Annotated in this window: 15 protein-coding genes; 7 read left to right on the forward strand and 8 right to left on the reverse strand. The window is 73.4% G+C overall.

Annotated elements, in window-relative coordinates:
• The first annotated feature begins 191 nt into the window (after positions 1-191).
• Positions 192-1568: an NAD(P)/FAD-dependent oxidoreductase gene (locus ACJ9NR_RS02400; RefSeq protein WP_412490047.1), complete on the forward strand. Its 1377-nt coding sequence runs from the start codon at positions 192-194 to the stop codon at positions 1566-1568.
• Between the two features lie 88 nt (positions 1569-1656).
• A complete protein-coding gene (locus ACJ9NR_RS02405) occupies positions 1657-3900 on the forward strand; it encodes an FUSC family protein (protein WP_412490046.1) in 2244 nt (747 codons plus the stop codon).
• Positions 3901-3907: 7 nt separating this feature from the next.
• Here the strand turns inward: ACJ9NR_RS02405 and ACJ9NR_RS02410 are convergent, their stop codons facing one another.
• The 5 genes from ACJ9NR_RS02410 to ACJ9NR_RS02430 form a co-directional block, all read right to left on the reverse strand.
• Positions 3908-4339: a hypothetical protein gene (locus ACJ9NR_RS02410; protein WP_412490045.1), complete on the reverse strand. Its 432-nt coding sequence runs from the start codon at positions 4337-4339 to the stop codon at positions 3908-3910.
• Positions 4340-4367: 28 nt separating this feature from the next.
• The gene (locus tag ACJ9NR_RS02415; protein ID WP_412490043.1) at positions 4368-5204 is read right to left on the reverse strand and encodes a DUF1206 domain-containing protein; all 837 of its coding nucleotides are present in this window, start codon (positions 5202-5204) and stop codon (positions 4368-4370) included.
• 578 nt (positions 5205-5782) lie between these two features.
• A complete protein-coding gene (locus ACJ9NR_RS02420; protein WP_412490042.1) occupies positions 5783-6049 on the reverse strand; it encodes a DUF5133 domain-containing protein in 267 nt (88 codons plus the stop codon).
• Between the two features lie 31 nt (positions 6050-6080).
• On the reverse strand, positions 6081-6935 hold the full coding sequence (locus tag ACJ9NR_RS02425; RefSeq protein ID WP_412490041.1) for a SigB/SigF/SigG family RNA polymerase sigma factor: 855 nt from the start codon (positions 6933-6935) through the stop codon (positions 6081-6083).
• Between the two features lie 182 nt (positions 6936-7117).
• The gene (locus ACJ9NR_RS02430; RefSeq protein ID WP_412490040.1) at positions 7118-7561 is read right to left on the reverse strand and encodes an ATP-binding protein; all 444 of its coding nucleotides are present in this window, start codon (positions 7559-7561) and stop codon (positions 7118-7120) included.
• A 260-nt stretch (positions 7562-7821) separates the two neighbouring features.
• Between ACJ9NR_RS02430 and ACJ9NR_RS02435 the strand changes: the two genes are divergently transcribed.
• Together ACJ9NR_RS02435 and ACJ9NR_RS02440 are read left to right on the forward strand one after the other, a co-directional pair.
• Positions 7822-8043, forward strand: coding sequence for a hypothetical protein (locus ACJ9NR_RS02435; RefSeq protein WP_412490039.1), 222 nt, complete (start codon positions 7822-7824; stop codon positions 8041-8043).
• 373 nt (positions 8044-8416) lie between these two features.
• Positions 8417-8869, forward strand: a complete 453-nt coding sequence (locus tag ACJ9NR_RS02440) for a cyclic nucleotide-binding domain-containing protein (protein ID WP_412490038.1) — start codon at positions 8417-8419, stop codon at positions 8867-8869.
• Positions 8870-8893: 24 nt separating this feature from the next.
• Here the strand turns inward: ACJ9NR_RS02440 and ACJ9NR_RS02445 are convergent, their stop codons facing one another.
• On the reverse strand, positions 8894-10225 hold the full coding sequence (locus tag ACJ9NR_RS02445; protein WP_412490037.1) for an MFS transporter: 1332 nt from the start codon (positions 10223-10225) through the stop codon (positions 8894-8896).
• A 94-nt stretch (positions 10226-10319) separates the two neighbouring features.
• A complete protein-coding gene (locus ACJ9NR_RS02450) occupies positions 10320-10937 on the reverse strand; it encodes a LysE/ArgO family amino acid transporter (RefSeq protein ID WP_412490036.1) in 618 nt (205 codons plus the stop codon).
• Between the two features lie 66 nt (positions 10938-11003).
• Between ACJ9NR_RS02450 and ACJ9NR_RS02455 the strand changes: the two genes are divergently transcribed.
• Positions 11004-11909: a LysR family transcriptional regulator ArgP gene (locus ACJ9NR_RS02455; RefSeq protein WP_412490035.1), complete on the forward strand. Its 906-nt coding sequence runs from the start codon at positions 11004-11006 to the stop codon at positions 11907-11909.
• Positions 11910-11931: 22 nt separating this feature from the next.
• Here the strand turns inward: ACJ9NR_RS02455 and ACJ9NR_RS02460 are convergent, their stop codons facing one another.
• Positions 11932-12636, reverse strand: a complete 705-nt coding sequence (locus ACJ9NR_RS02460) for a TetR/AcrR family transcriptional regulator (RefSeq protein WP_412490034.1) — start codon at positions 12634-12636, stop codon at positions 11932-11934.
• A gap of 109 nt (positions 12637-12745) precedes the next feature.
• On the opposite strand from ACJ9NR_RS02460, the gene ACJ9NR_RS02465 reads away from it, so the two are divergent.
• Both ACJ9NR_RS02465 and ACJ9NR_RS02470 read left to right on the forward strand, forming a co-directional pair.
• Positions 12746-13960 (forward strand): saccharopine dehydrogenase family protein, encoded by a 1215-nt coding sequence (locus ACJ9NR_RS02465; RefSeq protein ID WP_412490033.1) that lies wholly within the window; start codon positions 12746-12748, stop codon positions 13958-13960.
• A gap of 117 nt (positions 13961-14077) precedes the next feature.
• Positions 14078-14326 carry a WhiB family transcriptional regulator gene (locus ACJ9NR_RS02470; protein WP_412490032.1) on the forward strand — a complete coding sequence of 83 codons (249 nt, stop codon included), beginning with the start codon at positions 14078-14080 and terminating at the stop codon, positions 14324-14326.
• The last annotated feature ends 13 nt before the right edge of the window (positions 14327-14339 follow it).

A 14339-nucleotide genomic window follows, 5' to 3' on the forward strand; every position in this document is an offset into this window, starting at 1 on the left:
TTCTTTTTCCTCCCCCTCCTCCCGGTGCGTTTGGGTACCCGGGCGGGCAAGGTGGTGTTCGACGCGTTCGTCTGCCTGCCGCGCCCGGCTGGCACGACGGCTCGGGCCGCGGTGGGATCGATGTGGTGCGCACAGCGATCCAGGGCATGCGAGAGGCGTCGGATGCACACCGCCTGGAGCCGCAGAGAGGGATGGACACCGTGACACGACCCAGGATCCTGGTGGTAGGCGCGGGCTTCGCCGGCGTGGAATGCGTACGCCGGCTGGAGCGCAGACTCGCGCCCGACGAGGCGGACGTCACCCTGGTGACGCCGTTCTCCTACCAGCTCTACCTGCCCCTGCTGCCCCAGGTCGCCTCCGGCGTGCTGACCCCCCAGTCGGTCGCCGTGTCACTGCGACGGAGCAAGCGGTACCGCACCCGGATCATCCCGGGCGGAGCGATCGGCGTCGACCTGAAGTCCAAGGTCTGCGTGGTCCGCACGATCACCGACCAGATCGTCAACGAGCCCTACGACTACATCGTGCTGGCTCCCGGCAGCATCACCCGCACCTTCGACATCCCCGGCCTCACCGAGCACGCCTACGGTTTGAAGACCCTGGCCGAGGCCGCCTACATCCGCGACCACGTCATCTCCCAGCTCGACCTCGCCGACGCCAGCGACGACCCGGCGGAGCGCGCCTCACGCCTGCAGTTCGTCGTGGTCGGCGCCGGGTACGCCGGCACCGAGACCGCCGCCTGCCTGCAGAAGCTGACACACGCCGCGGTCAGGCGCTACCCGCGCCTCGACCCGGGGCTGATCAGGTGGCACCTCATCGACATCGCCCCGAAGCTGATGCCGGAGCTGGGCGACAAACTCGGCCGCAGCGCGCAGGAGATCCTGCGCCGGCGCGGTATCGAGGTCTCCCTCGGCGTCTCCATCGCGAAGGCGGGCCCGGAGGAGGTCACCTTCACCGACGGCCGCGTGGTGCCCACCCGCACCCTGATCTGGACCGCCGGCGTCGTCGCCAGCCCGCTCATCGCCACCCTCGGCGCGGAGACCGTGCGGGGCCGGCTCGCGGTGAACGCCGAGATGTGCCTGCCGGGCCACGACGGCGTCTTCGCCCTCGGCGACGCGGCCGCTGTGCCCGACGAGGTCAAGGGCGAGGAGGGCGCCGTCTGCCCGCCCACGGCGCAGCACGCCATGCGGCAGGGCACGCACGTCGCCGACAACGTCGTGGCGACGCTGCGCAACCGGCCGATGACCCCGTACGCCCACAAGGACCTGGGGCTCGTCGTCGACCTCGGCGGCACGGACGCCGTCTCCAAGCCGCTCGGCATCGAGCTGCACGGCCTGCCGGCCCAGTTCGCCGCCCGCGGCTACCACTGGTGGGCTCTGCGCACCAACGTCGCCAAGGTCCGCGTCGCGACCAACTGGACGCTCAACGCGATCGCCGGCGACGACTTCGTGCGCACCGGTTTCCAGGCCCGCAAGCCCGCCCGGCTGAAGGACTTCGAGTTCACCGACGCCTACATGACGCCGGACCAGGTACGCGCCCACGTCGAGGGGGCGGACCGCGGCGAGGTCTAGCCGGTGCGCACGCTCCGCACGCGTCATGCGATCCTGAGAGCCTGATCATGGCGTGAGGCGGGCGTGAAGCGGGAGTGAGTACGGCAGCGTGAGGGCAGCGGGTGGGTCGGTCCGGGCACGGCTGAGCGATCTCGTCGCGGCGTCCGATCCCGGGTTGCTGAGGCTGGCCGCGGGCCTGAGAACCGTGGGCTCCATCGCCCTCACGCTGCTCCTGCTCGCCCTGTCCGGCGCCGGCGTACGGCTGCTGGTGGCGGGTGCCATCACGGCCATGGTCGCCACCTTCGCCATCCGCGAGAAGCAGCGCGCCCGGCAGGCGGTCACGCTGGCGCTGGGCCTGCCGGCGGCGCTGGCCTCCGTGTCCGTGGCCGCTGCCCTGCACTCCCGGGTGGTGGTCGGCGACCTGTTCTTCGTCGCCCTCATCTTCTGCGCCGTCTACGTCCGCAGGTTCGGCGACCGGGGCACGGCGCTCGGGCTGATCTCCTTCCAGGTCTACTTCATGTCCCTGTTCGTCGGCGCCGGCCTGCCGACGCTGCCGACGCTGTGGACCGTGGTCGCCGCCGCCTTCGCGTGCAGTGCCGTGGTCCGCTTCGCGGTCGTGCGCGAGACGCCCGCGGGCATTCTGGAGCGGCTGCGCGAGGCCTTCCGCGCGCGGCTGGCACAGCTGGTCACGGCACAGCTGGATCTGCTCGACGCGGGGCCGGAGGAGATCGACAAGGCGCTTGAGGACGTGCGCGAGGGGACCGCGCGCCTGCACGAGACGGCCATGATGATCCAGGGCCGGCTCGAGCAGGGGACCGCCGACGAGGCCACGGCGCGGCTGGTGCAGCGCCGCGTCGCGGACGCCGAGATCGCCGCCGAGCGCCTCGGCCTGCTGCTGCTGAACGCCCGCAGCGCCGAGCGCACGAACACCCTGACGCTGCACCTGCCGGGCGCGCCCGTCCCGGCGGGCGGCCGGCTGCCCGTACGGGACGAGGCGACCGCCACCCTGCGCCGCGACCTCCGGGCGCTGCGCCTGCTGGTCCTGCGGCCGGTCTCGGCGAGCACCGGTACCGGCCTGGCCCAGGTGCGCAACCGGCTCCTCGGTTACCGGGACGAGGAGAACCTGCCGAAGGCCTCCCCCGCCGTCCAGGACGTCTTCCGCGGCATCGGCGAGACCGCCCGCGCGGTGCTGGGGCTGCGCATCGCGCTCGGCGCCGCGCCGGACGACTCCGACGACAGCCCGGCGACGGCGCGCTCGCGCGAGGAACTGGACGCCGAGGACGCGGCGATCGACGCGGGCGAGCAGACCGCGCAGGAGCCGAGGGCGGGGCTGGCGAGGCCCACCACCCGGGCCGCCGTGCAGGTCGCGGTGGGCTCCTCGCTGGCCATCGTCGGCGGGGAGTTCCTCTCCACCCAGCGCTGGTACTGGGCGGTGCTGACCTGCTGGATCGTGTTCATCAACACGTCCTCGACGGGCGAGATCCTGGTCAAGGGCTACCGGCGGCTGCTGGGCACCGTGCTCGGCGTGGTGGCCGGTCTGCTGCTCGCGGACCTGGTCGGGCGGCACACCTGGACGGCGTTCGCGCTGGTGCTGCTGTGCGTGTTCGCGATGTTCTACACGGCCCCGCTGTCGTACACGCTGATGTCGTTCTTCGTCACGGCCGCGCTGGGCGTGCTCTACACGCTGCTGCACACCTACAGCCTGTCGGTGCTGGTGCTGCGCGTGGAGGAGACCGCGCTCGGTGCGGCCTGCGGGATCATCGCGGCGGCGTTCGTGCTGCCGGTGCAGACGGACAGCCGTACCAACGACCTCCTCGTCTCCGTGCTGGACCGGCTGTCCGAGGTCACCGAGGCGGCCGTCGACCAGCTCAGCGGCGGCTCCCCGGCCGAGCTGCTCGACCGGGCGCGTGATCTGGACCAGGCGCTCGCCGACCTGCGGGCCGCCATCCAGCCGCTCACCCATCCGGTCACCCCGATGCGGACGCGGCGCGACACGGCACGCTACGTCGTGGCGCTCCTGGAGACCTGCGCCTACCACGCGCGCTCGCTGGCCGCGATGGCCGAGCTGCTGCCCACGCATCCCTCGATAGCCGCGGATCCGCGGCTGCGGGGTGCGGGACGGCGCATCCTCGGCAACATCGGGACGATCGCGGCCCGCGTCGCGGACGAGCGGGCCGCCGTGGAGGTCCAGACGGGCGCGAGCATCGCCGCGCTCCTGGAGGCCGACCTGCCCGGCGGTTCGCGCTACGGCCGCATCACCGACCGGGTGCTCAGGCATCTGCAGCGCCTGGACGAGGCCGTGGTGGGCCTGGCCCGGCCGCTGAAGGTGCCGGTGGCGCAGCCGAAGCGGTGATCCGCCGTCAGAAGTCGGTGGGCAGACCGCTGGCTTCGGCGATGCCGCGCAGTTCCTCGTCCTGCCGGTGCCGTTCCCGGATGTAGTCGGCGATCTCGCCCAGCCGCTCCGGGTCGGAGGCGGTGTCCGCGTCGGTGATCACTCGGACCGGTCCGCTTCCCTCCAGGTCGATCTCGACGACCTCGTTGTCGAGGCGGCCGGTGACCGCGGTGGCGATGACCAGCGCGGCCTCGTCGCGGACCTCCTGGGACAGGCCCTGCCCGTCCTCCCCGTCCAGTGCGAAGTCGACGGCGGGCAGGCGGTGTTCCTCCAGCGCTCGCAGGACCGGTTCGACCACGTCGAGAAGTTGCCGGTAGTCCTCCGTGTCCATCCGGGCGCGCAGGAGACCGAGGTAGAGGTCGACGGGCCGGTGCTCCGGTTGAAACTCGGATTCGCTCATTCGCACCGTGTTCCCCGTCCCGCACGGATCAGACGCGACGCCACCGGGCCAGGGCGATCGAGAACAGCCCGAACAGGACCAGCCCGGCCGCGACGCAGGCCAGGAGGGACGGGCCGAGCGGGGTGTGGGCGAAGGAGCGCAGGGTGTCGTCCATGCCCTTGGCGCGGTCGGGCCGGTAGTCGACCGCGGCGCGCACGGCGAAGGCGCCCGCCGCGACGAACACCAGTCCGCGCGCCACGCCGCCGCCCACACCGGTGACGTCCACCAGGCGCCGGGCCCACCGGGACATCGCGCCCCTCTTGAGCTGGTCGTGGTAGTCGCGCCGTACGGCCTGGACGGCGTTCCAGACGCCCGCCACGACGATGCCGACGCCGACCGCGGCGACCAGCCACTGCCCGGCGGGCAGCCCCAGCGCCCGCGCCGTGACGTCGCGGGACTGCTGGTCGCTCGACCCGGCACCGCTGTGCGGGCCGACCGCGAAACTCAGCACGGAGTACGCGACGCACGCGTAGAAGACGCAGCCGCCGAGGGCGAGCAACCGCTTGCGGGCCTTGCGGCCGTCGGGTCCGACCGCGCCGAAGACCGCCTCCGACAGCCGCCACACCGCCATGCCGGCCAGCCCCACGCCGAGCGCCCACAGCAGGACGGCGCCGAGCGGCTTCCCGGCGAGCGCCTCGAGGGCGCCGCCGCGGTCGGCCTGCCGGCCGGTGTCGCCGAAGGCGACCTGGACGGCCAGGACGCCGACGAGCAGGTAGATGACGCCGCGGGCGGCGAGCCCCGCCCGGGCGGCGCCCTCGGTCACCGAGCCCCGCGCCGCCCGCTCGGCCCCGAGCCGGCCCGACCGCGCCATGACATTCGCGTTCACCAGCGCCTCCCCAATGCTGTCATGCCCTGCGCAACCGTCTGCCCCGCATACGGCGCCGCGAACGTGCGGACGCTGCGGTGCGTCCGCCGCGTTCGCGGCGTCGTGCCGGACGTACTGCCACGCGAATCACCGGCCGCCGCCGGCGCACCGGCCGGAGTCGGCGCACGGGCAACGGGCCGGTGCGTGGTGAGGGGGACGCCGAGGGGGGCTGCCGCCGGCCGCGGGGTCCTCGTCCGGGCGGGCCACGCCGGAGACCGGCCCGTCCCCGCTTCCCGCCCGGTGGCCCGGGTGGTGTCGCGGGCCGCCAGGGCGCGGCACGGGCCGGCCGGTCACCGGGGCATCGCCCCTCGCGGTGCCGGGCGCGGGGAGCGTCCGGCCCGGTACGGCGGCCCGAACCGCCGTACCGGGCCCCGGGTGTCCTGGCGGTTCCGGGCGCGGGGCCGGCGCCGGCGGCCGCGGGAAGCGCGGGAGCGGGCCGTGGTGCGCGCGCCGGTGCCGCAGCGGTCTGCCCTGGCCCGCGCTCCCCGCGTCTTGCCCGGCTTCGCCCCCGCGGCCGTCGCGGCGGGTTCCGCCACGCGTCAGGGAACTCCGATCTCGGTCGGCCCCGGACGGACGGAGGGCGCGCCCGTGGTCCGCGGTCCGGCCACCCCCATCGCGGCCAGCATCCGGTGCGCCGCCCGCAGGGCGTGGCGCACATCGCGGGTGCCGGTCGACACGCACAGCGTGTAGGCCAGGTCCTGCGCCCGCGTGCTCGGCCGGCCGCCGCCGGCCGCGGCGTCCTCGGCCACCGCGGCCTCGTACTCCTCGACGAGCCTGCGCAGCACGGCGGGATGTGGCATCAGCATCCTGTCTCACTCCTCGTCGGCTCGTGGTGGTTCACGCCGTGGTGCCGCCGCGGCGTGCGTTGCGCTGCCCCATCGCCTCTGCGCGCACCCGGGCGCAGCTGCGGCTGATCAGACGGGACACGTGCATCTGGGAGATGCCGAGCCGGTCGGCGATCCGGCTCTGGGTCATGTCCTCGAAGTAGCGCATGTAGAGGATGGCGCGCTCGCGCTCGGGCAGGTGACGCAGGCCCTCCTTGGCGGACTCGCGGTCGATCACGACGTCGAAGGAGGAGTCCGCCGAACCGAGGGTGTCCGCGAGGCTGTAACCGTCCTCGTCACCGGAGAGCTCGGCGTCCAGGGACAGGGTGCTGAAGCTCTCCAGGGCCTCCAGGCCGGTGTTCACCTCGTCCTCGGTGAGTCCGGTGTGGGCGGCGATGTCGGCGACGGTGGGTTCGGGAGTGCCGGGTGTCTGGGTCAGGTCACGGCGGGCCACGCGCACCTTGTTGCGCAGTTCCTGCACCCTGCGGGGCACCCTGAGCGCCCACATACGGTCGCGGAAGTGCCGCTTGACCTCACCGGTGATGGTGGGGACGGCGTAGCTCTCGAAAGCACCCCGGGACGGGTCGAACCGGTCGATCGCCTTCACCAGGCCCAGTGCGGCGACCTGACGGAGGTCCTCGACGGACTCCCCGCGGTCGCGGAACCGGCCGGCGATCCGGTGAGCCATGGGCAGCCAGGCCGTGACTAGCTGGTCGCGCACCGCCTCCCGCTCCGGGCCGTCCTCCAGGACGGCGAGGCGGGCGAAGAGGTCGGCGGTGTCGGGCGCGTCGTCGTGCCGCCGCCCCGAGTGGGTGGCCGTGCGGGCTTCCTGCGTGCCGGGGGTGCTTGCCGACGTGTCGATGAGCATGCGGGATCGCTCCTGAACGAGGGGGTTTCAGGGACTAGCCGCGGGACGGTCGGCGCCCGGACCGACGAAGGGGCCGGGGAAGCCATACCGCTCCCGCTGGCGCGCCTCCGGTCCGAAGCACGAACGTCCGTATGCCCTGGCCCCGGCCGAACAAACACCGGCGGCCCCGGAGAAAATTGCTTTCAGCGCAGGGCGACCACAGCGGTGATGCGCTTGCCGCCCGCGGGGAGCTCGCAGACATGGACGTCATGGGCCAGCCGGCACACGATGGGCCAGCCGTGGCCGCCGACACGCTGGCGTCGCCGCAGGTCCGCGGCGTTCCTCGCGACGGGCAGCCGGTCACTGCGGTCGCACACCGAGACGCTCACGTTCGTGTCGACGACGTCGACACTGAAGTCGGTGACACCGCCGCCGTGCAGGATCGCGTTGGTCATCAGCTCCGAGACGACGAGCAGAGCGTCCCCCAGAGCGTCCGGATCACAGGAGGTGTGCGTGCTGCGGCACCGTTCGGTGACCGCTCGCTCGACGGCTTTTCTCGCGTCGGCGGGTTTGCACGACCGCGACGGGCCGGTCCGCCTCGCGCCCGGTCGCTTGAAGACGGATGGGGTCGTGTGCTCCTCGCACATCGCCTGGCTCCCTGCTCGAAGAGGCTCCGGCTTCCCGGTGCGGGGGGAGAGAAGCCGGATGGGTCACACCCGCGGCGGCCGTGTCCGGGCGAAGCCTCGCGGGCACGGCCTTCCCCCGCTCGTCGCGGCGATTCCGCCGTCCGCCGCGCGAGCGCCGCAGGCCTCTGTGTTACAGCTCACCTGCCCCGGCCGCGCCAAACCTCCTGGCCGGATGCGGGCGCCGCGGCCATCCCGGGGCGCAACGCGGGTACGCGGACGGTATGAGCGATGTCGTGGACTCGGACGAGTTGCTGAGGCGTATCCAGCGGGCACGGGCCTGCGCACAGCAGGAGGAGGAGACATGGCGGGAACGCGGTGAGGGGCTGCGCGCGACCGATCCGGAGGCGGCACGCGAGGCCGGCGTACGGACGCTGGCCTACGAGGCGGTCCTGCGGGTCCTGGACGAGATCCTGAGGCCGGGCGAGCACGTCGCACGCGGCTGACGGCCGGGACACCGTCCCCGCCGGGTGCACCGGATCGGCGTCGGGCGATGCCGGGGGCGGTCCGCGGGGCTGCCGATCATCGCCGGACACCGGGGCGGGAAGTGAAACCGGTCACGTGACCGGCTTCCGATTACGCGAAACGGCCGCGGATGGTTTAGCGTTCACTCATACGTGGTGACGGAGTCGACCGTACCGTCCTCCGCCGCCACCGCTTACGGCCCTGGCTGGCCTCCCCCGTCCAGCCAGGGCTTTCTCATGTCCGCCGGCTTTTTTGCGGGAACCGCCGTACGCCGAGGTGCCCGGGGCCCGCGCAGCCGCTGAAATGGGCGTAGGGAAAGCAGCGCATCCGAACCTCGGCGAGGAGCCCCGCGTCATGACCAAAGCGACGAAACTGCTGACCGCCCTTCCCCCTCCGCAGCGTCAGAGCCTGATGACGCTGGCACGGGAGGTCTCCTTCCCCGAGGACACCCGGATCTTCGAGGCGGGCGGCAGGGCCGACCGCTTCTGGGTCATCCGCTCCGGCGCGGTCACGCTCGACCAACGGGTCAACTCGCTGCAACGCGTGACCGTGGCGAGCCTCGGCGCGGGTGATCTCCTCGGCTGGTCCTGGCTGTTCCCCCCGCACGAGTGGGACTTCGGCGCGGAGGCCTTCAGCCCGGTGCGCGCCTACGAGTTCGAGGCGGCGGCGGTGCTGCGCCTGTGCGAGGAGGACCCCCGGCTCGGCCTGGCTCTGGTCCGCGGCGTCGCGGAGATCCTCGCGCACCGCCTGGAGATGACACGCGGCAAGCTGATGGAGAGCACCCGCCGCGGGCGGAGTGTTCTGTAGGGGGCGGCGGGGCGGGTGCGCCGGTCACGCGCCGGGCCGGGGTGCGACCTCCGCGGGTCGGACGCGATAGCGCCGCAGCGCCGGGACCGCCGCCGCCAGGGCCAGCATCACCGCGACCACCAGGACGCCGCCGCCCGCCACCGCGGCGCGGGGGCCGAAGGCGGAGCCCGCCGTGCCGTGCAGGACGTCGGCGAGGCGGGGGCCGCCCGCGACGACGACGGTGAAGACGCCCTGCATGCGGCCGCGCATCTCGTCCGTGGCGGCGGAGAGCAGGATCGCGCCGCGGAAGACCATCGAGACCATGTCGGCGAGTCCGGCCAGAGCCAGGAACGCCGCCGCGATCCACAGGTCGCCGCTCAGCCCGAAGCCGGTGATCGCCACGCCCCAGGCGACGACCGCGCCGATCACCATCCAGCCGTGCCGGCGGGCCCGGGAGAAGGTGCCGGAGAACAGTCCGCCGAGCACCGCCCCGATGGGGATGGCCGCGAACAGCAGACCGAGCGCGAACCCTGAGCCGTAGGACCGGTAGGTCTCGGCGGCGAGCTGCGGGAACAGGGCGCGGGGCATGCCGAAGACCATGGCCACGACATCGGCGAGGAAGGACAGCAGCAGCACCTTGTGCAGGGAGATGTAGCGGAACCCCTCCGCGATCTCCCGGACGCCGGCCCGGCGTGTGGCGCCCCCCGCGAGCGGCGGCAGTGCGGGCAGCCGGTAGACGGCCCACACGGTGACGCACAGGGCGAGCGCGTCGATCAGGTACAGCTCCGGGAGCCCGATGACCGGTATCAGCACACCGGCGAGCAGCGGCCCGACGACCTGCCCGGTCTGCATGACGGTCGAGCCGAGGGCGTTGGCGGCGGGCAGCTGGTCCTCGGGCACCAGGCGGGCGATGGAGGCGGTGCGGGCGGGCGCGTTGAGGCCCCAGAACGCCTGCTGCATCGCGAGCAGGACCATGAGCACGGCCACCGATCCGAGGCCCGCGATCGCCTGCAGCCAGAACAGCAGCGAGGTGACGGCGATGCCGCCGTTGGTGATCAGCAGCAGCTTGCGCCGGTCCATGCTGTCGGCGACCGCGCCGCCCCACAGCGCGAACACGATCAGCGGCACCAGCCCGGCGAGGCTCGCGGCGCCGACCCACGCCGAGGAGCCGGTGATGTCGTAGATCTGCTTGGGCACGGCGACCGCGGTGAGCTGGCTGCCGACGGCCGTGACGATCGTCGAGGACCACAGGCGGCGGTAGGCCGGGATGCGCAGGGGCCGGGTGTCCATGGCCCAGCGGCGCCAACCGCGCCGGGGCGGATCGGCCACCAGGGGTTCCGGCGTCCGCGCTTGCGTACTGCTCTCGCTGGTGTCCACGACCGTCCTGGTTGCTTGCTACATCTATACAGTTCGGCGTCCACTATCGCAGCATCGGCGGGCCGTTCGGTACGTGCGGGGGCGGCCCGGAGGCTCACGCCCTGACAGCGAGCAGCGTGCCGAACGTGATCATCGTCGCGGCCACCAGCCCGTCCAGGACCCGCCAGGCCGCCGGCCTGGCCAGAAGACGGCCCAGCGCCCGGCCGCCGAAGCCGAGCGCCGCGAACCAGCACAGGCTGGCGAGGGCGGCTCCGAGCCCGAACGTCCAGCGCAGCGCGCCGCGGTCGGCGGCGATCGACCCGAGCAGGAACACGGTGTCGAGGTAGACGTGCGGGTTCAGCCAGGTCAGCGCCAGGCAGGTGACCACGGCCCGCCTGAGCGAACCCGCGGCCTCGCCCTCCGCACGCAGGGCGGCGTCGCCCGGCCGCAGCACCCGGCGGGCGGCGAGGACTCCGTAGCAGAGCAGGAACGCGCCGCCGATCCAGCCGACCGCGGTGAGCGCCCCCGGGTAGGCGACCACCACCGCGCCGACCCCGCCGACCCCGAGCCCGATGAGGACGGCGTCGGACAGGGCGCAGATGCCGACCACCGCGAGGACCGCGTCGCGGCGGATGCCCTGGCGCAGGACGAAGGCGTTCTGGGCACCGATGGCGACGATCAGGGAGAGGCCGGTGCCGAAGCCGGCGGCGGCGGTGGTCAAGGCGTTCGTCATGCCGTCGACGCTAAGCAGGCGCCCTTGTGACGTACAGCTAAAGATTCTTACGTAACATTAGCCCTCGTGAAGTATGAGCTGACGGAGCTCCCCCTGGACCAGGTGCGGACGCTGCTCGCGGTGGTCGACGAGGGTACGTTCGACGCGGCGGCCGCGGCGCTGCACGTGACGCCGTCGGCGGTCAGCCAGCGGATCAAGGCGCTGGAGCAGCGCACGGGCCGGGTGCTGCTCATGCGCACCAAGCCGGTGCGCGCGACCGAGTCGGGTGAGGTGGTGGTGCGGTTCGCCCGCCAGCTGGCGCGGCTGGAGCGCGACGCGCGCGCCGAGCTCGGGATGAGCGGAGCCGGGGAGCCGACCCGGGTCTCGATCGCGGTCAACGCCGACTCACTCGCCACCTGGTTCCTCCCGGCGCTCACGCGCGTACGCCATGAGCCGCGGCTCTGTTTCGAGCTGCGGCGCGAGGACGAGACCCGCACGGCGAGCCTGCTGCGGGAGGGGCTGGTGATGGCCGCGGTGACCTCGTCGCCCGAGCCGGTCACGGGCTGTTCCGTGCGGGCGCTGGGCAAGATGCGCTACGTCCCGGTCGCCCACCCCGGCTTCGCCCGCGAGCACCTCGACGGACCGCTGCGGGAGGTCCTCGCCACGGCGCCCACCGTGGCCTTCGACCGCAGCGACGACGTGCAGGACGTCTTCGTGCGCCGGCTGCGGCACGACCGCATCGGTGCGAGCAGCGAGCGGCACCACGTGCCGACCTCGGAGGGCTTCGCTCAGTCCGTCGCCGCGGGGCTGGGCTGGGGCCTGGTGCCCGAGGTGCAGGCAGAACCGCTGCTGGAGGCCGGCCGCGTCGTCCTGCTCGCGCCGGACCTGGCCCTGGACGTGCCCCTCTACTGGCAGCAGTGGAAGCTCGACGCGCCCGCGCTGGCCGTGGTGGCGCAGGCGGTGCTGGCCGCCGCGGCACAGGCGCTGAGATGACCCGGGGCGGCGGTCCGGCGCCTCAGCGCAGTGCCTCCAGCCGCGCCGCCGCGCTGTCCAGCAGCATCTCCAGTGCCGTCGGATAGGCGCTGTCGGCCATGCGCGCCGCCAGCAGGGGCGCCGCCTCGGCGATGCGGGGGTGGGTGGCGCGGGGCAGCCGGGCGTAGGTGGAGCGCCACATGTCCTCGTCGGCGCGCAGAGCCGCGCTCGGCAGGGCCAGGGACGCGGCGTCCAGGGCGGCGAAGGCCAGGGTCTGGTCGATGAACGCGTGATAGACGCGGACCGTGTCCGGCAGCGGGAAGCCGGCCGAGCGCAGCACGTCCAGCACGGCCTCGTCGGCGGCCAGCTCGTTGGCCCGGCCGGTGACCCGGCTCGTGGTCAGCACCGCCGCCTGCGGGTGCGCGACGTAGGCGGCATGGATGCGCAGGCCGACCGCGCGCAGGTCGGTGCGCCACCGGCCCGTCGGGCGCCAGCCGTCGAGGGCCTGTCCGATGAGCGCGTCGCCGATGGCGAGAGTGAGGTCGTCCATGCCGCGGAAGTAGCGGTAGAGCGTGCTGGGGTCGGCGTCGAGGGCGAGGCCCAGACGGCGGGCGGTCAGGCCGGCGCTGCCGTGTTCGCGCAGCATCCGCAGCGCCGTCTCGACGATCAGCCGCTCCGACAGCACCGTGCCGCTCTTCGTGGGCCGGCGTCTGCGCCGCTTCTCCTCGGGCACCACCGGCTTGGCCACGATCCGGCCCCCCTCCCTTATGCCAACGCCATTGACCTTACGTGACACCGCGGCGTTGTATCTGCGCCGGGGCCCCTCCTCACCGATCCTCAGGACAGGGAGATCTGTCATGCGTGTACTGCTCGTGGGCGCCGGCGGTGTCGGCACCGCCATCACCCGGATCGCCGCCCGGCGGCCGTTCTTCGAGGCGATGGTGGTCGCCGACTACGACCCGGCACGCGCCGAGGCGGCGGTCGCGGCGCTCGACGACGACCGCTTCGGGGCCGAGCGGGTGGACGCGAGCGACGAGGCCGCGGTGGCGGGTCTGCTGCGCCGCCACGCCTGCGACGTGCTGCTCAACGCCACCGACCCGCGCTTCGTGATGCCGCTGTTCCGCGCGGCGCGCGCCGCCGGTGCCACCTACCTCGACATGGCGATGTCGCTGTCCCGCCCGCACCCCGGGCAGCCCTACCGGGCCTGCGGCGTCAAGCTCGGCGACGAGCAGTTCGCGCAGGCCGAGGAGTGGGCGGAGGCGGGCGCGCTGGCCCTGGTCGGCATGGGCGTCGAGCCGGGCCTGTCGGACGTCTTCGCCCGGTACGCCGCCGACGAGCTCTTCGACGAGATCGAGGAGATCGGCGTCCGCGACGGCGCGAACCTCACCGTCGACGGCTACGACTTCGCCCCCTCCTTCAGCATCTGGACCACCATCGAGGAGTGCCTGAACCCACCGGTGGTCTACGAGGCCGACCGCGGCTGGTTCACCACGGAGCCGTTCAGCGAGCCGGAGGTGTTCGACTTCCCCGAGGGCATCGGCCCGGTCGAGTGCGTGAACGTCGAGCACGAGGAGGTGCTGCTCGTCCCGCGCTGGGTGAAGGCCCGGCGGGTGACGTTCAAGTACGGCCTGGGGCGGGAGTTCATCGAGACGCTCAGGACGCTGCACCTGCTGGGTCTCGACCGCACCGGCCCGGTGACCGTGCCGAGCGCGGCGGGCCCGGTCGAGGTCTCGCCCCGGGACGTGGTCGCCGCCTGTCTGCCCGACCCGGCGACACTGGGCGAGCGGATGCACGGCAAGACCTGTGCGGGCACCTGGGTGCGCGGCGTCAAGGACGGGGCGCCGCGCGAGGTGTACCTGTACCACGTGGTCGACAACCAGTGGTCCATGGCGGAGTACGGCAGCCAGGCGGTGGTGTGGCAGACCGCCGTCAACCCGGTCGTCGCCCTGGAACTCCTCGCCGGCGGTACCTGGTCCGGCTCGGGCGTGCTCGGCCCGGAGGCGTTCCCGGCCCGTCCGTTCCTGGACCTGCTGACCGCCTACGGCTCCCCGTGGGGCATGCGCGAGCAGTGACCGGCCCGGCCCGGCCCTCCGGCGAACTCCGTAGTTTCACTCACGCATCGACAGGTGACCCGCAGTCGGGTAAGCCATCCGCGAGGGCACGTTCGACTTCGATCGCAGGTGACATTGATGGACGACTGGCGAGACCAGGCCGCGTGCCGCAGCGAGGACCCCGACCTCTTCTTCCCGATCGGCACCTCGGGCCCCTCCCTGCTGCAGACCCAGCAGGCGAAGGCGGTGTGCCGGCGCTGCCCCGTCCGGGAGCAGTGTCTGCGCTGGGCGCTGGAGAGCGGGGAGTGCGTGGGCGTCTGGGGCGGGACCAGCGAGATGGAGCGGCGCGCGCTGCGGCAGCGGCAACGCGCCGGGGCGCGCGGCTGACACCCCGGACCCG

Origin of the sequence: Streptomyces sediminimaris (assembly GCF_047049295.1) — a bacterium.
Lineage (GTDB): Bacteria > Actinomycetota > Actinomycetes > Streptomycetales > Streptomycetaceae > Streptomyces > Streptomyces sediminimaris.